This is a genomic window from Photobacterium malacitanum, from assembly GCF_900185615.1.
Classification (GTDB): domain Bacteria; phylum Pseudomonadota; class Gammaproteobacteria; order Enterobacterales; family Vibrionaceae; genus Photobacterium; species Photobacterium malacitanum.
On the sequence record NZ_FYAK01000007.1, the window covers coordinates 141,254 to 161,574 of the forward strand.

Annotated in this window: 16 protein-coding genes; 5 read left to right on the plus strand and 11 right to left on the minus strand. The window is 39.7% G+C overall.

Annotated elements, in window-relative coordinates:
• The first annotated feature begins 56 nt into the window (after window positions 1–56).
• Window positions 57–776, plus strand: a complete 720-nt coding sequence (gene deoD / locus PMAL9190_RS14990; protein ID WP_036795952.1) for a purine-nucleoside phosphorylase — start codon at window positions 57–59, stop codon at window positions 774–776.
• 109 nt (window positions 777–885) lie between these two features.
• Here deoD and PMAL9190_RS14995 read toward each other — a convergent pair whose 3' ends face one another.
• Window positions 886–1,500 carry a YtjB family periplasmic protein gene (locus tag PMAL9190_RS14995; protein ID WP_087845888.1) on the minus strand — a complete coding sequence of 205 codons (615 nt, stop codon included), beginning with the start codon at window positions 1,498–1,500 and terminating at the stop codon, window positions 886–888.
• 261 nt (window positions 1,501–1,761) lie between these two features.
• On the opposite strand from PMAL9190_RS14995, the gene serB reads away from it, so the two are divergent.
• Window positions 1,762–2,727 (plus strand): phosphoserine phosphatase, encoded by a 966-nt coding sequence (gene serB / locus PMAL9190_RS15000; protein ID WP_087845889.1) that lies wholly within the window; start codon window positions 1,762–1,764, stop codon window positions 2,725–2,727.
• 49 nt (window positions 2,728–2,776) lie between these two features.
• Here serB and PMAL9190_RS15005 read toward each other — a convergent pair whose 3' ends face one another.
• Window positions 2,777–5,125, minus strand: coding sequence for a PilZ domain-containing protein (locus tag PMAL9190_RS15005; RefSeq protein WP_087845890.1), 2,349 nt, complete (start codon window positions 5,123–5,125; stop codon window positions 2,777–2,779).
• Between the two features lie 150 nt (window positions 5,126–5,275).
• Here PMAL9190_RS15005 and radA point away from each other — a divergent pair, with 150 nt between their 5' ends.
• Entirely contained in the window at window positions 5,276–6,667 is a 1,392-nt protein-coding gene (gene radA / locus PMAL9190_RS15010) for a DNA repair protein RadA (RefSeq protein WP_087845891.1), read from the plus strand.
• A 100-nt stretch (window positions 6,668–6,767) separates the two neighbouring features.
• Here radA and PMAL9190_RS15015 read toward each other — a convergent pair whose 3' ends face one another.
• Both PMAL9190_RS15015 and ettA read right to left on the minus strand, forming a co-directional pair.
• Complete coding sequence (locus PMAL9190_RS15015) at window positions 6,768–7,751, minus strand: M23 family metallopeptidase (RefSeq protein ID WP_087845892.1); 984 nt, start codon at window positions 7,749–7,751, stop codon at window positions 6,768–6,770.
• A 273-nt stretch (window positions 7,752–8,024) separates the two neighbouring features.
• Window positions 8,025–9,692, minus strand: coding sequence for an energy-dependent translational throttle protein EttA (ettA, locus tag PMAL9190_RS15020; protein WP_087845893.1), 1,668 nt, complete (start codon window positions 9,690–9,692; stop codon window positions 8,025–8,027).
• A 287-nt stretch (window positions 9,693–9,979) separates the two neighbouring features.
• On the opposite strand from ettA, the gene sltY reads away from it, so the two are divergent.
• Complete coding sequence (sltY, locus tag PMAL9190_RS15025) at window positions 9,980–11,917, plus strand: murein transglycosylase (RefSeq protein ID WP_235004370.1); 1,938 nt, start codon at window positions 9,980–9,982, stop codon at window positions 11,915–11,917.
• Between the two features lie 161 nt (window positions 11,918–12,078).
• On the opposite strand, the gene PMAL9190_RS15030 is transcribed toward sltY, so the two are convergent.
• Window positions 12,079–12,963 carry an ATP-grasp fold amidoligase family protein gene (locus PMAL9190_RS15030; RefSeq protein ID WP_087845894.1) on the minus strand — a complete coding sequence of 295 codons (885 nt, stop codon included), beginning with the start codon at window positions 12,961–12,963 and terminating at the stop codon, window positions 12,079–12,081.
• A 597-nt stretch (window positions 12,964–13,560) separates the two neighbouring features.
• Here PMAL9190_RS15030 and trpR point away from each other — a divergent pair.
• The gene (gene trpR / locus PMAL9190_RS15035; protein ID WP_087845895.1) at window positions 13,561–13,875 is read left to right on the plus strand and encodes a trp operon repressor; all 315 of its coding nucleotides are present in this window, start codon (window positions 13,561–13,563) and stop codon (window positions 13,873–13,875) included.
• Window positions 13,876–13,943: 68 nt separating this feature from the next.
• Here the strand turns inward: trpR and yjjX are convergent, their stop codons facing one another.
• From yjjX to PMAL9190_RS15065, 6 genes are all read right to left on the minus strand, one after another.
• Window positions 13,944–14,459 carry an inosine/xanthosine triphosphatase gene (yjjX, locus tag PMAL9190_RS15040; RefSeq protein ID WP_087845896.1) on the minus strand — a complete coding sequence of 172 codons (516 nt, stop codon included), beginning with the start codon at window positions 14,457–14,459 and terminating at the stop codon, window positions 13,944–13,946.
• A gap of 137 nt (window positions 14,460–14,596) precedes the next feature.
• Window positions 14,597–15,235 (minus strand): helix-turn-helix domain-containing protein, encoded by a 639-nt coding sequence (locus tag PMAL9190_RS15045; protein ID WP_087845897.1) that lies wholly within the window; start codon window positions 15,233–15,235, stop codon window positions 14,597–14,599.
• A gap of 670 nt (window positions 15,236–15,905) precedes the next feature.
• Window positions 15,906–17,486 carry an alkyl hydroperoxide reductase subunit F gene (gene ahpF / locus PMAL9190_RS15050; RefSeq protein ID WP_087845898.1) on the minus strand — a complete coding sequence of 527 codons (1,581 nt, stop codon included), beginning with the start codon at window positions 17,484–17,486 and terminating at the stop codon, window positions 15,906–15,908.
• 250 nt (window positions 17,487–17,736) lie between these two features.
• On the minus strand, window positions 17,737–18,294 hold the full coding sequence (ahpC, locus tag PMAL9190_RS15055) for an alkyl hydroperoxide reductase subunit C (protein WP_087845899.1): 558 nt from the start codon (window positions 18,292–18,294) through the stop codon (window positions 17,737–17,739).
• Between the two features lie 217 nt (window positions 18,295–18,511).
• Window positions 18,512–19,663 carry an iron-containing alcohol dehydrogenase gene (locus PMAL9190_RS15060; RefSeq protein WP_087845900.1) on the minus strand — a complete coding sequence of 384 codons (1,152 nt, stop codon included), beginning with the start codon at window positions 19,661–19,663 and terminating at the stop codon, window positions 18,512–18,514.
• Window positions 19,664–19,937: 274 nt separating this feature from the next.
• On the minus strand, window positions 19,938–20,180 hold the full coding sequence (locus tag PMAL9190_RS15065; RefSeq protein ID WP_087821346.1) for a hypothetical protein: 243 nt from the start codon (window positions 20,178–20,180) through the stop codon (window positions 19,938–19,940).
• Window positions 20,181–20,321 lie beyond the last annotated feature (141 nt).

The following is a 20,321-nucleotide window of genomic DNA, read 5'->3' on the forward strand; positions in this document are numbered from 1 at the left end:
TGAGAGTAAATGCGAGTGCTACTGATAACTGATTCAATTAACAAAAGGATATAACGATGGCTACTCCACATATTAATGCTGAAATGGGTGATTTTGCAGATGTCGTGCTGATGCCTGGTGATCCACTACGTGCTAAGTTTATTGCAGAAACATTCTTAGAGAATGTGACTGAAGTATGTAACGTACGCAGCATGCTTGGTTTCACTGGTACTTACAAAGGTCGTAAGATCTCTGTTATGGGCCACGGTATGGGTATTCCTTCTTGTTCTATCTATGCGACAGAGTTGATTAAAGACTTTGGCGTGAAGAAAATTATCCGTGTCGGTAGTTGTGGTGCTGTACGTGATGACGTTAAATTACGTGATGTTGTTATCGGCATGGGCGCATCAACAGATTCTAAAGTAAACCGCATTCGTTTTGGTGGCCACGATTTCGCAGCAATTGCTGACTTCGGTATGGTACAAAATGCAGTCGATGCAGCAAAAGCAAAAGGTATTCCAGTTAAAGTCGGTAATATCTTCTCTGCAGATTTGTTCTACAACCCAGACTTTGATTTCTTCAAAACAATGGATAAGTACGGCATTGTTGGTGTTGAAATGGAAGCGGCTGGTATTTACGGCGTAGCAGCAGAGTTTGGTGCTAAAGCACTGACTATCTGTACTGTTTCTGACCATATTCTACGCGGTGAAGCAACAACCTCTGAAGAGCGTCAATTAACGTTCAATGAGATGATTGAAATCGCATTAGAATCAGTATTACTTGGTGATGCTGAGTAATCGACGTTGAAATAAGGCCGTTTATAGGTTCTTATTTGAATGAGAAAGTCGAATAAAAAAGCGGTAACAGTGCTAACTGTTGCCGCTTTTTTAGTGCTGCTAATTATACTTATTGGTGCTGATTACGCAGAAATGGAAAATGTCCTTGGTAATGCTGACGGCTAAAGACCAACATCAATAACCCGCCTAGAATCAATGCTGCGATCACTAAGCCTCGAATAATAGCAGTCATGGTCGCCATGTTAGCGTAAGCATGAGTGAGTAATTTATCGTGTTCGAGCGTGATCCGCATAAAGCCAATAATATGACCATTAAGCAATACAGGTTCCGCAATTTGTTGACGACCGATACTCGCTATTGCCAGTGGTGTTGATAGCCCAGTTAATTGCTCTAATGGCATTGCTGCTTTGGTTTTGGCTAATACCACCCCCTCAAGATTGTAAATGCTAGCATCCAAGATTAATGGTTCTGTGGCTAAATTCTGCACTAATAATTGCAGCTGATCTTGGTCTTTATTTTCAATATCTAGTGCTGCATTTTGAGCTGCTTGACGCACAATAATTTGTGATAAGGTTTGAGTTTGCTCACTTAGCAATTGGTAGTTTTGTTGGCTAAGTGATGCGCCGTATTGAAGAATACCAATAAATGTTAATAGGCATATTAGTAATATAACGGCTTTATGCAGTCGCTGACGTTGCCACCGTTTGGTGTTCCATTGGATCATTGATAGCTCTCGATTACTTCGATGACGGTTATTCTACACTAAAAAAATAATAGATGATTATTTCACCGCTAGGTAATTGTTAAACTTTGTTAACAAATGTTTGATGGTTATGATTAAAAAAGAGATTTTTTCAAGTCGCTGATTTTATAGTTATAAATGACTTTTTGTGATTAGTGATATAACTGTCATTTTACAATTGGGCTTGCTCTTCATGAGTACAATCGTTAGGTTTATAGTAATCAAATTGTTAAGGATGACATAATGGACGTTGCGAACGTACTCAAAATCAACAAACACCCGACCTTATTTAAACGCTTTCCCGAGATTTTATCTGTCACTAATACCAGTAAGCGCCAAGCAAACTGGTTAGTCTATGGTAAACAAATTACCACTGATAATATTGAGGCGATTAATGATGCTGGTTTGAGTGCTGTTGATATTGTCGCAGCTTGGAAAGTGGGCGCCTATGATGCCATTTTAATTGCCAGTGAGTTAACGTTAGAGCAACAGCAAAAAGTGATTGAACAACAATTAGACTTTGCTTATGTGAGCGATATTCCTGATTTATCAATGCCAGGGGTAGTGGTATTAGACATGGACTCAACTGCGATTGAGATTGAGTGTATTGATGAAATCGCCAAACTTGCTGGGGTTGGTGAAGAAGTGGCTGCGGTTACAGAGCGTGCAATGTCGGGTGAATTAGACTTTGAGCAAAGTTTACGTCAGCGCGTAGCTGCGTTAGCTGGTGCAGATGAAGCGATTTTAACCCAAGTTCGTGATCAGCTACCGTTAATGACAGAATTGCCTCAATTGATTGCGACCTTACACCATTATGGTTGGCAAGTCGCGATCGCTTCTGGCGGATTTAGCTATTTTTCCGATCATTTGCAGCAACAATTTAATTTAGTATCAGCAACATCAAATACGCTGGAAATTATTGACGGTAAGTTAACCGGTAGGGTAATTGGCAAAGTGGTTGATGCCAAAGCTAAAGCTGAAATATTATTGGCATTAGCCGAGGAGTTTGATATTGAACCGCATAATACCGTTGCTGTCGGTGATGGTGCTAATGATTTACTGATGATGGAAGTAGCAGGGCTTGGCATTGCTTATCATGCTAAACCTGTCGTTGAACAACAGGCCAATGTGGCTATTCGGCAGGCTGATTTAGGGGCGGTAATTTGTATCTTATCAGCATCCCTCGCCGAACAACGGTTAGCTTGGTAGGTTTGTCGTAGCATTCGCACCCTATAAGCGGTGCGAATGGCTCATCACATTAATGAATTTCAAGCCGAATTAACACTTCATCAGTAATATCTAAAATTTCTCCACAACCGATCAATGATGTGAACTCCATTTCTAATGCTCGCGCTCGATGCAATGTTAAGCGAGCCAGTTTACTCAGTTTTTCGCCAATTAAGATCGTCAGTGGATTCAACACGGGTAATGCGGTGATCCGCAATGCAAATAAGTCGCCATGTTGGCGAGCCTGCTGAATATATGCACGTTGGCTGGCAATATCATCAAAATCTTGGCGTAGTTTAGTATCAACCTGATGCACTTTATTGTCTTTCATCCTAACCGCTAAATATAATTCATGAATAACGGGAGGGGGTTGCTTGTCTCGCGGTCGCATCGGATCAGCGAGTAATTGTTTCACTCGTTGTTTGAAAATAATATCCAGATCACAGCGATCATTATCACTTAGCTGGTGGAGTATGGTTGCCAGTGGTGACAATGGGAAATTAGATCCAACCGCTTTTACCTTGATTTTATGGTCAACTTTTTCAGCGAAATAAGGCAAACAATGCAATCGAGTCAGCAACATTTGATGCATTGCAAATAACATTGCCGCCGAGGGTTGCGGTTCTTTACACACAGAGAGCTTTTCGAGGTTGGAGGCAATTAATGTTTGTAGAAATTGTCCGCCTAATAAACCGTCTTCATTTTCTATGGTTGTTAATTGAATGTTTTTGCCATTAGGACTCGTGCGAACAATCTGATAAGGCATTCTTGTTAAAATACTGTTCTTAGTGCTACGGGCTAAGTCGGTAAATCTAATGATCACGGTATCACCTTGTTTACAGCGTAGTGGTTGATCTAAATTTATATTCAGTCCACGGCTGGAAAAATCAATTGAATGACCGTTGATCGTACCCTGATCTTGTTGAAGGGTGATGGCTGTCTGATATTGAAACCGAGATTCACTGCGCAATGGTTTAGGATCAAAGTGAATCGCTTCTGCTTGGCTAATCGGGTTACGAGGATGGCGGAACTGATGTAACTCTTGAGCCATTAACGTTGACGCAGCGCCAGCCAGATAATCAGGTTGGACTTGCGAGTGAGTTAAATCCTGCAAAGTACCAATATGAGATAAGTCCTGACAACATGGCATCATTTCTGGCGTCAATTGGGATAATGTTTGAATATCATTGGCGGTTAAAGGGTAGAGTGTTAATCGCATTACGCGCCAACTTTGACGTTTTGCACCAACCTGCCAAAATAACAGCCGTTGTTGAGGTGTCATTTCAGGCAATGCTGCGGAATAAAAGTAACGTTGGCCTTGGTGCTCATGAAAAAAGCTATAAATTAAGGTACTGGTTTGTGAAACCTTACTTAAACCGAGATTACTGATACGAGAGGCCGATAGTAGATGATTAATCACAGGCTGGTTACGTTCATCATGCCAGTATTGCCATTGGTGTTGATTATGATCGGTTAATAAGCTGTATTTGAGGTGAGTTCCTGCAAAAAATAATGGCATCGTTGTTGTATGCTTAAGGTAGCAATGCTCGAACCCTTGCGTACGTAATTGAATAATCTTATCGTCATGGTTATTACGACTTAACGATTGATGCTGATCATGCTTAATAATTGCTTGTAGTGCTGTATTTTCAGTTAATGCTAATAAGCGTAACCATTTAATACTGTCGTTATCTTGAATATCATCAATGGCTAAAATACGATAGTGGTGACTTTGGTTAAGACGCGCATCTTGGTATTGTTGTGCCAGTTGTGGAAACGAAGCGGTGATCGTTTGACCCAGTTGGTAATCAAACGCCGCCGGCACTTTACATTTAGCCCCAGACAGAGAAAGATCGACTGTTGTCGCCAGCACTTGTTGGCCATTGGCTAATGTTAATGCGATTGGGGTCGCGATACTGAGCCTGTCCTCTTCACGACTAAGGTAGTATCCAAACCGAATCAGTTTAGCTTGGAATAAACTATATTGAGTGTCTGTTGTTGCAGCCTCTACTGGTGGCTGTTTTTGTTGTTGGTGGATAATACGAAAATTGTTATGCGTATTAATTAACTCTTCGTAGAGCCCATAGCAATACTGACCGCCAAATACACGACTGCGGTGATGATAAATATTGATAGCGACATCATCTAACCAATGGTCATAGCCATTAAATGTATACTGCCGGCACTGACCTTTAACCCGCCCTCGAAGATCAATAATTTTATTGCAAGGGGCCATCAAACGATTGATTTCCATTTTTATTTGTAGCCGTACCGGCCCAGTTTCGTGCGCAGTTAACAATGTAAACATGGGCTCAAAATCGGGTTGGTTATAGATTGGCAATAACTGTTCAATCAGGGCTTTATAATCGTCGAGATGCATGAGTAGGTCTACTAATGAGTGGCTGGATATAGTTATCGGTCACAGCATAAAAAAGTTTAGGATTAACTGACGTATATTTGTCGTTATTTGATAAATTCTTGACGCTAATCTGATTAGCAATTTTGAATAATGAGTGATGTAGGAATTAGAATGGCAAAAGCAGCAAAACGAGCGTATGTATGTAGCGACTGTGGTATGGACTTTGCGCGTTGGCAAGGGCAATGCTCAGGGTGTAAATCATGGAATACCATCACTGAATTTACGATTCCTAACACCAAAACTGGAGGTGTAACCTCTGCTCGTTCAAGCTTGTCAGGCTATGCTGGCATTGCAGGTGGTGGCTCTAAAAAGCTACACGAAGTTGAAGCCGTTGATGCTCAAAAGATGTTAACTGGTATTGGTGAACTGGATCGAGTGTTGTGTGGTGGACTAACCACCGGCTCAGTGAACATTATTTCAGGCGATCCTGGTGCGGGTAAAACCACCTTGTTATCCGATTTAGTCGCGCGAATGTCTAAGTTGATGCCATCACTGTACTGTACCGCGGAAGAATCACTATCACAGTTTAAAAACCGTGTTAATCGCTTAAAGTTAACCTGTAATGAAGATAATTTATACCTGATGGCTGAAACCAGTGTTGAAGCGATCATCGCTGAATTAGAGGCAAAACAGATTAAATTTGCGGTTATTGACTCGATTCAGGCGGTATCAACGGACTTAGCCAATGGCAGTCCTGGTTCACCATCACAAGTAAAAACCGCCGCACAAGCATTGACGCAATATTGTAAACAAAACAATGTCACCATGTTTTTGATTGCGCATGTGAATAAAAATAACGAAATTGCAGGACCACAAACATTGGTTCATATTGTCGATGCGTTACTGCATATCGATACCAATGATGGTCAAGTGCGAACATTACGTGCCAATAAGAACCGTTTTGGTGATGTAGATACGGTAGGTATTTTCCGTATGACAGAGCGCGGTATGCTCAGTGTTGATAACCCGAGTGAAATTTTCTTATCGGGGTCTACCACCGAGTCATCAGGCTCTGCGATCACCTGTATTCGTAAAGGTAACCGTAATATTTTATTAGAAATTCAATGTCTAACCACAGAAACTGAAGGCGAGTTTCCACAGCGGGTCTGTGTCGGATTGAACATGAATCGAATTAAAATGCTAACCGGTATTTTACGTAAACACGCCAAGACCAAAATCTTTCACGATACATTTTTCAATATTGTCGGCGGCTTAAAAATTGACGAATCAGAAACCTGTATTGATTTGGCATTAGTGGCGGCATTACTCAGTAGCTTAAACGAGTTTGTAGTGCCACGTACAACCTGCATTATGGGTGAATTAAGTCTTAATGGTGATGTGCGTCCCATAGACAGTGGTGTGCCACGAGTAAAAGAAGCGGCGCAACATGGATTCACTGAAATTTTTATTCCTTACCGTAACTACCATAAATCAATGGAAGGGCTTGGGGCTAAAATTGTTGCAGTAAAAACTATCCATGAACTAATTGAGCTGATTAACTAACATCAGTGGTATAACTTGTCAGCAAGTTACGATTAGATTTAAGGCCAATCATCATATGATTGGCCTTTTTAATGAATGCTGAATGGGATTAGAGCAGCGATTAAAGGTCGTCTTGGTTGTTGATGGGCTTGGTATGTTTAACGGTCGCGATGCCGATATCGTGGTTTTCATCGCCGGTTAACTGTACCTGCATTGCCACCATGCCATTGATGGTATTTAGCAATGATGCCCATTGAACATTCTTTTCTTGTTTAAACAGCTCGTCAAAATTTTCAATGTTCCATTTAACAAATGGACGTGGGTTAAGTGGTTTGCCTAAAAAGCGAATTTCATAATGTAAGTGAGGGCCGGTTGATAATCCTGAATTACCTGTCCACCCAATAAGTTGACCTTTTTTAACAAACTCACCTTGCTTAACGTTAAATTTACTCATGTGAGAGTAAGTCGAAATAAATCCCATCGTATGATTTAAGGTTAATTGATTACCGTAACCATAATTGCTGCTGCGAGCGCGTTCAATAACCGCATCGGCAGGGGCATAGATCGGAGTGCCAATTTTAGCCGCGAAATCAAGGCCATCATGGCGTCTTCGTTTTTTGGTGATGGGATGAATGCGAGTGCCAAAGCCTGATGTTAATTGAACATTAGGTGTGGGGGCGCCATTGGGTATCAGCTGAAATAACGTCGCTCTGACGGCGGAGTTAATTGCGGCAGTATCGACCCGTTGCGTGATGGTTTGAGTTTCATCAACGGGCTCAATTCCCAGCACTGTTTCCATGTCATCAATTCGTTGATTTAGGGCAACTAATGATTTTTTCTTATTCGCCAATGCTTGATTAAGATCTTGATTCATTGCCGTTTCTTCAGAAAGTGAGGCACTTAATTCTAACGCTTGGGCACTTAATTTTTGGGCTTTTATCTGAGAGATTTTAGCATTTTGATAAAGGTGAAACATCGAATAGCAGCCAAAGCTAACGATACCGCATACCGTAATAATTATGGCAGTACGATAATAGCGTTGTAGCGGATGTGGTGATTTATTGGTTAATGATGGCTCTGACGATGGTGGTTCTATATGAGACATAATTTATAGCTATTATTAAGAAACAAGTGAACGTTGACAGAAATTAAGACCTTTGGCGTGGTCAGTATCGAATCAACTAGCGATAACTAATCAGTCTCTCAGTCTATGTCGTTGCTTTTATTATTGCTAGCCATCACGTCACATAAATGAGGCAATACAGTATATTGTTCTACTGTTGTTTTACAAAATATATGATTTTAAAGTTGTTTTTATTTTCTAACAAAAAAAGAGCTGATGACACAGCTCTTTTTTGTTTACAGCGTAGTAATACAATTATTTTGCAATACGTTTGTACTTGATACGGTGTGGTTCAGCAGCATCTGAGCCTAATGTTTTCTTGAGCCAATCGGTATATTCAGTAAAGTTACCTTCAAAGAAGCTCACTTTACCTTCATCGCGATAGTCAAGAATATGAGTTGCAACACGGTCAAGGAACCAACGGTCATGCGAGATAACCATAGCGCAACCAGGGAACTCAAGTAGTGCTTCTTCCAACGCACGTAAGGTTTCTACGTCAAGGTCGTTGGTTGGTTCATCGAGTAGTAATACGTTACCGCCTGATTTTAGCAGTTTCGCTAAGTGAACACGGTTACGCTCACCACCAGATAAATCGCCAATGCGTTTTTGGTGATCACTGCCTTTAAAGTTAAAGCGTGATACATAAGCACGAGCCGGAATTTCAAAGTTGTTGATCTTAAGAATATCAGCACCTTCAGAAATTTCTTGGTAAACGGTGTTGTCGTCATTCATGCTATCGCGGAACTGATCTACCGAAGCCAATTTCACCGTTTCGCCTAATTCAATTGAACCAGAATCCGGTTGCTCTTCACCACTTAGCATTTTAAATAGGGTTGATTTACCCGCACCGTTAGCACCGATAATACCGACGATAGCACCTTTAGGAATGCTGAATGATAAATCATCAATCAGTACGCGATCACCAAACGATTTAGTAAGGTTATTCACCTCGATAACTTTATCACCTAAACGCTCACCTGGTGGAATGAATAGCTCATTGGTTTCATTACGCTTTTGGTGTTCGTTAGTGTTGAGTTCTTCAAAGCGCGCCATACGTGCTTTTGATTTTGCTTGACGACCTTTAGGGTTTTGACGAACCCATTCAAGTTCTTTCTCGATAGTTTTTTGCAAAGCACGTTCTTGCGATGATTCTTGCTTTAGACGTGCATCTTTTTGCTCAAGCCATGAGGTGTAGTTACCTTGCCATGGAATACCTTCACCACGGTCAAGTTCTAAAATCCAGCCAGCAGCATTGTCGAGGAAGTAACGGTCGTGGGTAATCGCTACCACAGTACCGCTGTAATCAACCAAGAAGTGTTCTAGCCATGCTACCGACTCAGCATCTAAGTGGTTGGTTGGCTCATCAAGTAGCAGCATGTCAGGCTTATCAAGCAATAATCGGCAGATAGCAACACGACGACGTTCACCACCAGATAGATTCTTGATCGGTGCATCCCAATCAGGCAGACGCAGTGCATCAGCGGCACGCTCAAGCTGCATACCAAGGTTGTGACCGTCTTTCGTTTCAATCAGCGACTCTAAATCACCTTGTTCTTTTGCCAAAGCGTCAAAATCAGCATCTGGTTCAGCATAAGCTGCATAAACTTGATCAAGACGAATTAATGCCTCTTTGACATCAGACACTGATTCTTCAACAATCTCACGTACTGTTTTGGTTTCATCTAGTACTGGTTCTTGGGGTAGGTAACCGACTTTTAGTCCTGCTTGTGGACGAGCTTCACCTTCAATATCGGTATCAATGCCAGCCATAATACGCAGTAAAGTTGACTTACCTGAGCCATTTAGGCCTAAAACACCAATTTTGGCACCAGGAAAGAAACTTAATGAAATATCTTTTAAGATTTGACGCTTAGGTGGGACAATTTTGCCCACTCGCGACATGGTATAGACGTAATCAGCCATATCCGTGTGTGATCTCTAGTTCTAAAATGAAGCTTATATAGTACCTATAATCTTTAAAAGTTCACTCGAATTGTTGGTTATTCGTTGGTTCAGTAAAATATTTTAACGATAAAATCGATTGTTTATTGCAATGCTAACCATCACAATCATACCTAACAGTAATGATATATTCGTCAAGGTATATGACGATTGACATTGATAACGATGTTGCATGGGTGATGCTTTTTTTTGCTATCATTGAGCAGGGTTTATCGATAAGTTTTGACGTTTTTTATATGGAGTTAATCGTGACACGTCTATTTAGTTATTCTCGAGTTTTTTCACTTGCTTTGTTGACCGTCGGATTAACCACAGCCGTGAGTGGCCAAGCGGCGACATTAGAGCAGCAACGTTCATGGTATGAACAAGCGCAACATGCGTTTTCAGCCAATGATATGGCATTATTTCATCAGCAAAAAACCAAATTAGGCGGATATCCATTATATCCTTACTTAGAATATCGCGAATTTAACGCTCAGCTTGCGACTAAAAACACCAGCCAAGTAAAGGTATTTATCAATAAGTATAAAATGCTGCCTTTTAGCCAAACGATCAAAACACGTTATTTAAATCAGTTGGTTAAGACTGAGCGTTGGCATGACTTTTTATTGATGCAACCGGCTGTACCACGACAGACTGCTCTCCAATGTAGTTTTTATTATGCTAAAGCTCAAACCGGGAAAACGACATTAGCATGGCAGGGCGCTGAAAAATTATGGCAAACGGGAAGCTCGTTACCAGCGAGTTGCGACGCACTATTAAATAGTTGGAGTGCTGCGGGAAAACGCACTAATGCTATGGTGTTAGATCGAATGGTATTAGCTTACGCCAAAGGAAATAACAGTTTATTAAGCTACCTTGATAAATTGCTAACCGGTGATGCTAAAGCTACAGGCGATACTATCTTAGCGTTATATAACCAGCCTCAAAAGGTGGGTGAATTTGCTAAGAAAAGTAAAGTAACAGCTTTTAATCAGTCGCTTACCAAGAGTGCTTTTTTATTGCTAGCCCGTAAAGATCCCCAACAAGCTGTGGCTGAATATGATCAAGTGGTGCGAGGGCAGCATTTTGATAAAGCGACTAAGCAAACATTGGCAGATGCGGTAGCTTCTCGATTAATGTCGACCAATGATGCCGCATTAGCACAATGGCGTGATAGCAAATTAGCCCACAGTACTAACACCAGTTTGTTAGAGCGTCGTATACGCAATGCGATCCGTGAAGCGAATTGGAAACAAACCCAGTTATGGATTAACCGTTTACCGAAACAAGCACAACAGACACCGCGTTGGACATTTTGGAAAGCCAAATTGTTAGCGCAAAATGGTAAGAAAAAACAAGCGGATAAAATTTACACATCATTACTAGGTGAGCGAGATTTCTACAGTGCGGCTGCGGCAACGATATTACATAAGCCGATTGTATATCCGTTAACGAAAGCACCAACGTCGACCGCTTTATTAACACCTTATAACAAGAGCTTAGCGCGTGTTAAAGAGTTAATTGCACTTGATAAAGTGACTGCTGCAAATCGTGAGTGGGGCTATTTGCTCTCTAAAATTACCAATGTACAAACTAAGCGCCAGTTAGCGGTATATGCTGAAAAGCATCAATGGCATTACTTAGCGGTACAAGCGACTATTTCTGGTAAGTTATGGGATCATATGACCTTAAGATTTCCATTAGCACACAAATGGCTATTTGATTTCTTTAGTAAGCAACGCAATATACCAGCATCGACCATGATGGCATTAGCGCGTCAAGAAAGTGCGTTAAACATTCATGCACGATCACATGTTGGCGCAAGTGGTTTAATGCAATTGATGCCAGCGACAGCTGCTGAAACTGCTCAAAAACTTGATTATAAATATCAAGGAAAACAAAGTTTATTTGATCCAAGTGTTAATATTCGTTTAGGCAGTGCTTATTTAAAAATGATGTTAGAGCGTCACGATGGTAACCGTATTTATGCTTTTGCATCTTATAATGCTGGGCCTGGTCGGGTTGCACAGTGGAAAAAAATAACAGCAGGTAAATTAGATGTTTATTCATTCATTGAACAAATACCATTTAATGAAACACGCGGTTATGTTCAAAATGTATTAATGTTTGATATTTATTACAATCAATTGATGGGACGTAAAGGGGTATTATTTAGCCCTGCAGAATTAAATGCGAATTATTAATAATATTTAGTGTTTAATTGATAATTATTGCTGTTCAATCTATTTAATAAACTTATTGTAATTATAAAAATAAAACCGCTACTGTTATGCAGAGGGATAACAGTAGCGGTTAGCTGTACAGTTACAGAATATAAATTAAAGCGAGAAAAAATAAAATAGATTTATTTTTTCTGTGAATATGTTGGGTAATCTAAAATCCAACGTTTACCAAATTTTTCATCCCACTCTTGAGGGAAAGGAGCAAAACCCGCAGCAGGGTACATAGTCAACTCACTGAAAGTAATTTGATTATTATGGAAATATAAGTCAACTCGCACCATGTCATAATATTGACCAATACGCTCTGCTATTTCGATCATCTTATCGATAAACTCAGGTTTTTCAGGTACTGGCACACGACGTGGGTAAACCACAGTCATACCTAATTCATTCCAATCGCGATCATAATGATTACGGAAATGCTCTTCAAATCGACCTTGGTCTAATTGGATAAATTCTACTTTACCATCAATAACATGCAGTTTGTAATCATCAGGCGTTGTACCATTGAAATCAAGAAACTCTTCTGCAAATACCCGTGGTGGAATATTTTGGTATCCCCACTCACCAAGTGAACCTGATTGATCTTTTTTAAACCAACGTCCAGCAAACGCTTTCATCTCTGGTTTTGAAAAATGTTTACCGTTACGTACAAATTCAATCGTCTGACTAGTATGGTTAGCTTTTAATACGTAATCGTTCGGCATTTTATTAAATGGGAACATATCAAAATCAGCAATATATTTAGCTACCCACAGCGTTTTGGGAATGTACAACTCTGGTGCAATTGTTTTTATAAACTCTTTTGCAGCTAATTTATCTGCACCAATGGTTAAATACTCACTGCGATCATGAACTTTTTTTAATTGTATTTTTTCATTAAAGGTTATTGGGTGTGAGTAATTAATGAATTTTTTGTATTTACGGTAATATAAAAGTTGTAAGCGTAATTTTATTGGAAGTTTGGATACTATTCCTGAAAACAATCGATATTGTAAGCTTTCCATCTTAGGTTCTCTGCCTGTTATTTATTTGATTTATAAGTGTGGTTTATCTATTTGACAATCAAATTTAATAGATTTATTTGTACTTTTATATCAACTGATCATCAGTATTATTTATGAATAGCTTAGTATAACTAAATTACAGCTTTTGATCCTATTTGCTATGTTATCTCTATGTCATTTTTCAATTATAATATTGTATGGTTTTTAGTGAAGGTATAATAGAAATATATTAATCGCTGAATTTAAATAAAATTGTTACAGTAATAATATAGATATATCATTTAATTTGTTTTTTTTAACATTAGCAAAGGAAAAAATTTCATATATTAGGGCATTTTTAGCAAAAAAATATAATAACTACAAATAAAATTACGAACTATTTTGTTATATATTATGATAAATTGTGTGTTTTGTTTGTTGGTAATGATGTGCAAGGTTATTGTTTTCAATCCAAGGTGTCATTAATAAATATACGCGCTATTAATAGGCGTTTTTATTGGTAAAGTTATCAACTATAAAAAAGAACACATGCTTGGTCAGATGTGGGAATCGCGGTACACTGCAAGCTTGAAATAATGCCTGATGGGGTAAATAGAAATGGCTGTAGACTCACCGAAGTATACTGATTGGCAACAGGTTTTGGATTTGCTTCAGCAAGCATCTGCACAACAAAGAGATCAATTACTGTTTAAATTGTTATTAACTCATGATGAGAGAGAAGCCTTAATTGCTCGCGTGAATATTGTTCACGAGTTACTTAATGGTGAACGTAGTCAGCGTAAAATTAGTGAGTTACTTGGTGTGGGTGTCGCAACAATTACTCGTGGTTCAAATGAGCTAAAACATCAAGATGATGATACCAAAGCATGGTTAGCTGAGTTTCTCGCTAAAAATGGCTCATCCAGTTTGTAATATATTGCCACTCAATCATTTTTAGCCGTTTATGCACAGCGCTATTATAAATAAACGCTGTGTTGTATTTAGTATAATTCCGGATTTAAAAAAGGGATCAATGCTAAAATTAATGCTTGTTGATAAACACTACTACGACTTAATAAGTGCTGAGTTAGCATCGCAATCGCGCCACCTTTTTGCTTGATATTCTGTTGAGCAAACATTTCATCCATCACATCTCCAAGCTCCATACCTTGTGCTATTTTCGCTAATGCGAGTGGGGGTAATGGTAATGATGCTGAGCGGGCTGTTGATTTCTTACCTTGATGTTCAATTACCATCCATGCAAAGGTAAAATTATTATCTAAGCCTGCTTCTAAACCAACGATGTAATCAGCATTTGAGTAACGCTTTCGGCAATAATCGACTCGATTGTTCGCACCTAATAATGTTTCTTCACTGGTTAGTGGTTGATCTCGAACGCCACTGACGGTACTTACTCCTGTGATCGTAAACTGCTGCTGAGGAAACGCATCCTTAAATGCATTACTGACAGCGGTAATTTTGGCTGGGTTAGCTGATGCGACAATAATGGTTGGCATAATTAACTATTCGTCAAAGTGAAATATGAATAAACAGCACGAAAGTAGCGTATTTAGGGACAAAATGACAACAAATAAAAAAGCTCACCTAAATAAGATGAGCTTTTGTTTATCCCTAGTTGAGCATTCCGTGGTGATTAACGGTCGTAAGCCCAGTCTGATTGGATAATATAACCGTGAATTTGGAACTCACCGTTATTAACAAATAAGTTAGGAAAATCTGGCTGTGAGGTTGAGAACACAACGCCATCAGCAAGTTGAGTCATGTGATAAAAATCAGGCTCACTGCCACGAACAGAAGCAAACACTGGTTGCTTTGGACGATAAGCCGCTTCTTTCGTTGCTAATGCATAGCTACCTACAGGTGCGCAATGGGCGATGTTTTCATTGTCAATGAACAAGCCAAGACATGCATCACGCTCTAAGTGTTGTGGAATCGCACGCTTGCTGATGACTTCAACAGACTCACCTGAATTGTAAGCTGAAAAATCTTTACGGTGAATAACTGGAATATAAGTGCAGGTTGCAGAGCTATCATGTTGCGTGCTGATAGTCGTTGTTGCCTGTGTTCCAGTGTCAATTTGACCCGTTAGAATATAGCCAATTGATGTATTTAGAGTTTCAGCGATTTTTTCTAGTTCGCGAACTTCAATACCGTATTTACCCGATAGTTTACGACTCATTGTACCTTGCTGAAGGCTAAGTGCTTCACCAAGTTGTTTTTGACTAATGCCTTGAACTTTAGCCAAGCGCTTAATTCTTTCTAAATATTCCATGTAACTAGCTTCCTGCTTCAAATAGGGAGTGTGAATGAAAAGTGCATTCTCAATAGTTATAAAACATATTACTTAAAAGTGTAGAAAAGGAATCATAGTTACTTAAAAAGTGGGATTGATTTAGATAAAGAAATATACCCCAGAGGAAAGATGGGTAAAAAAGGGAACAAAATACGCGAAAAAAAATAAGTTTAGAGGCGAGGCGCGCAATTGGTTAATGCGAAAATAAAACTCTCAACAAGGGATATTTTTTGAGAAAAAAAATAACCTCATTCGTAAGGTTATGATTTTTAATGTTTTAAAAGTAAACTTAAGAGTGTTAAATAAAATGGGTTTATTTGTTTTTTTATTTTTGTAAATCGTGGTTTGTTTTGTAAAATGAGCTTTTTCAGTGACAGTTAGCTCAATAATAAAATCAAATAGTTTTTATGGGTATGAATGTTGTTATTGATAGGGTTGATGATAGTCATGGTTTCTTGGTGTTAAATCCAAGTCAATATACCTATATAGAATAGCTGGGTTTTGGAATAAGAACGTTTGTGACGATATTGTTACTGTTTAAAATGGGGTATTGAAGATCAAATTGTAATCAAATCGAACAGTAATCAATGTTTAGATATAAAAAAACCTAAGTATTAATAACTTAGGCTTTTTTTATTTTAATGAATTATTATTTAGCCGTTGGTGCAGGAGTACGAATTAAGTAATCAAAAGCACCTAAACTTGCTTTAGCACCTTCACCCATTGCAATAATAATTTGCTTATAAGGGACGGTTGTTACATCACCGGCCGCAAAAATGCCTTCAACGCTAGTGTTACCATGAGCACCAATTTCAATTTCACCACGTGGTGTTAATGCTACCGCGGATTCTTTTAGCCACTCAGTGTTGGGTACTAAACCGATTTGAACAAAGATACCTGCAAGTTCGATGTGTTTAATTTCATCCGTGTTACGATCTTTGTAGCTAATACCTGTAACACGAGTACCATCACCAACCACTTCAGTCGTTTGTGCCATTTTAATAATGTCGATGTTAGGCATGCTTTCTGCTTTATTGATCAACACTTGGTCTGCACGTAATGTGTCAGCAAATTCAAGTACAGTTACGTGTTCAACAATGCCTGCAAGGTCAATTGCCGCTTCAATACCTGAGTTACCACCACCGATAACCGCTGTGCGTTTACCTTTAAATAATGGACCATCACAGTGAGGGCAGTAAGCCACACCTTTATTACGGTACTCTTGCTCACCTGGAACGTTCATTTCACGCCAGCGCGCACCAGTACTGATGATCACACTGCGAGATTTTAAAATTGCGCCACTTTCAAGATAGATATGGGCATAACCATCTTCAGTATCAGTCGCTTCAACAATATTCTTAACACGTTGCTCACTCATGATATCAACGTTGTATTGTTTTACGTGCTCTTCAAGGCTTGCCGCTAAGCGAGGGCCTGTTGTTTCTTGAACCGAAATAAAGTTCTCGATAGACATGGTATCCATTACTTGGCCGCCAAAACGCTCGGCAACAACACCAGTACGAATACCTTTACGTGCAGAGTAAATAGCTGCTGATGCGCCAGCTGGGCCACCACCAACGACTAATACGTCAAATGGGGCTTTGTCATTAAGGCTTGCTGCTGTTTTTTTAGCAGCGCCAGTGTCTAACTTATTTAAAATTTCAGTCAGTGACATGCGGCCTTGACCAAAGACTTCACCATTTACATACACAGTCGGTACAGCCATGATATTGCGCTCTGTTACTTCCGCTTGGAAAGCTGCGCCATCAATCATGGTTGCTTTAATGCGTGGGTTAATCGCTGCCATCATGTTGAACGCTTGCACAACATCAGGACAGTTTTGGCAAGATAGTGAAATGAAGGTTTCAACAACGATGTCTTGATCTAAAGCGGCGATTTGATCGATAACCGCTTGTTCTAATTTCATTGGGTGACCACCGCTGTGCAGTAGTGCTAATACCAATGAGGTAAATTCGTGTCCCATTGGCAAACCTGCAAAGCTGATTGAGGTTTGTTTGGTTGGGTTAACCACTTGCATAACAGGCTTACGTACACTAGCGTCATTATTCTCAATAACACTCACTTTATCGTTTAGTTCTGCAATTTCGTAAGCTAACTCATGCAGTTTTTGTGCAGTGTCACTATCATCTAAACTTAATACCAGTTGTACGTCAGTTTTTAAGTTTTCTAAATACGCTTGTAGTTGCTGCTTCATGTTTTGTTCTAACATAATCTTGCCTTTTTAATGTGTTCATGGCCTAACAGCAGATAATCAATGCGGTCTACTGTCATACGACATATTGCCTATATAAAAAGGCGTAAATATGTTTGAAGGTCTTTGAATGAATAAGGCACCAAACACTAGGGGATGTTTGATGCCTTATTACTTTTAAATAAACATCTTATTTAAAAGCAGGATGAGTAATATTTCAGTTCGACGTGATGTCAAAAATAAACATTATCATCAAAGGTTAATAAGATTAGATCTTACCAACTAGGTCTAGAGAAGGCGTTAGTGTTGCTTCGCCTTCTTTCCATTTTGCAGGGCAAACTTCACCAGGGTGAGCAGCAACGTATTGTGCAGCTTTCACTTTACGCATTAGGTCATCAGCTTCACGGCCAATACCTTCTGCAGTGATTTCCATTGCTTGGATAACACCTTGTGGGTCGATTAGGAAAGTCGCACGGTCAGCAAGACCTTGACCTTCACGCATAACGTTGAAGTTATTTGTGATGTTACCTGTTTGGTCGCCTACCATGTAGTAGTTGATTTTGCCGATAGTATCAGAGCTGTCGTGCCATGCTTTGTGAGTGAAGTGAGTATCCGTTGATACTGAGAATACTTCAACGCCACGAGACTGAAGCTCTGCGTAATGGTCTGCTAAATCGCCAAGCTCAGTTGGACATACGAAAGTAAAGTCAGCTGGGTAGAAGAAGAATACTGCCCACTTACCTAGAACGTCTTTTTCAGTGATTTCTACGAAGTTGCCTTCTTTGTATGCTGTAGCGCTAAATGGCTTGATTTCAGTGTTGATCATAATATGGGATCCTTTTGAATATAATTTTAATTTTTTATGCTGTAGTGCAAATCAAATCTCTGAAGCCATTATTGTCAAAATGGGAATATTAAGGAAATCGTTACAGTCGATACATTCAATAGCCAAAACCTATCATTGTGGTTTTTTATTAGATACAAAAAGGCCGCTGATTTCTCAGCGGCCTTTTTGAGAGGTGAATTACCAATAGTCAGGGTAATTACATGCGTGCTTTGAAGATATTAACGATTTCTTCTAGGCTCGCTTTGCGTGGGTTGGTTAAAGAACACGCATCGTTTAGAGCGTTTTGCGCCATGAACGCTAACTTATCTTCAGTGACACCCAAATCAGCTAGGCGTTGCTTGGTGCCTACCTTTTCAGAGAGTGCATCAATGGCTTCAAGGGCGGCATTTACTGCTTGCTCTTGAGTCATTGCTGCAGTGTCGATACCCATAGCTTTGGCGATATCAACAAAACGCTCTGGTACTTGTTTGGCGTTAAAGCGCGAAACTTCTGCCAATAGGATAGCGTTACATAGGCCGTGAGCCAGGTCGTAAACACCGCCTAATTGGTGTGCCATTGAGTGAACGTAACCTAAAGAAGCATTAGAGAATGCCATACCAGCAAGGTACTCGCCGTACTGCATTGCATCACGTGCTGCGCGGTTTTCACCGTCGTTCACAGCGGTTTCTAGGTTGTTTACAATTAGCTCAATGGCTTTAATCGCTGATGCATCAGTGATTGGGGTTGCAGCTGTTGAAACATACGCTTCAACCGCGTGCGTTAATGCATCCATACCGGTTGCAGCGGTTAGGAACTTAGGCATTGCGACCATTAGCTCTGAATCGTTCACTGCAATAATTGGCGTAAAGTGCTTATCAACCACTGGGTATTTGGTTTCATCTTCTTGGTTAGTGATGATCGCAAATACTGTCATTTCTGAAGCAGTACCCGCTGTTGTGTTCACGGTTACCAATGGCAGTTGTGGTTTTTTCGATAAGTGAACACCTTTAGAGTAATCACGAATATGACCACCGTTCGCTGCCACTAAGGCGATACCTTTAGCAGTATCGTGAGAAGAACCACCACCAAATGAAATCACAAAATCGGCATTGCTTTGTGCAAGCAGCGCAAGGCCATCTTCAATGTTTTTCTCAGTTGGGTTTGGCTGTACACCATCATAGATAACAAAATCTAAGTTATGAGCTTTTAGCTCATCTGTTAGCTTGCTAACTAAACCCACTTCAACTAATACACTGTCTGTGACGATTAGGGCTTTTTTTAGCTCTTTTGATGCAAGTTCAGCACCTAAAGATTGAATAGCGTTAGGACCCATTAAGGTTACAGGTGGCATGTAAAATACATTGCTCATAGTAAAACTCCGATAATTATTTATTAATTTATAGTGACTTACCGCGTTGGCCATAAGTCTGAATTTGAGTTTACGTTGAGGGATATACTGGAGGAGAAATGTATATCCTTACCGATTTTAGTGTTGCTGTGTGCTTCAATGACTTCATTCTACGCCCTATCATTTAAGTAACAATAGAGGCTAATACCAAAACACTTTTACGAAATAGATAATAATTAAAAACAGGGTAAAACGGTTTGATGAAGATGATTTAATAACAAAAACAGTGAGTTAATTATTTATCAGCGGCTGATAATAGTTTTTCATTAAAGCTCATGTGGCTGTTTTTGTTTGTTACCACAATCCCAGAATGTGATTTATCAGCAGTACCGTTGACAGCGTAGTGGCTGGCTACAACAGCATTATTCGCTTGGTTATTGAAACTAACGTTACCAGTAAATGCGCCATCACGTGCTGATGCAGTGTAAGACGTGGCGATAATAGCGGTAGCGATAATTGCTTTAATAACTGTTTTCATGAGTTGTGTAACCTTATCTTTATCATTGTTTGTCAACGCCGTCTGCGTTTCGATGGAGCTATAGTAACAATTACCAAAAGCAAAACAATGGTGTTAAAGCGCAAAAGATTGTTACCAAATTAGATGCAATTGAAGGGTGGG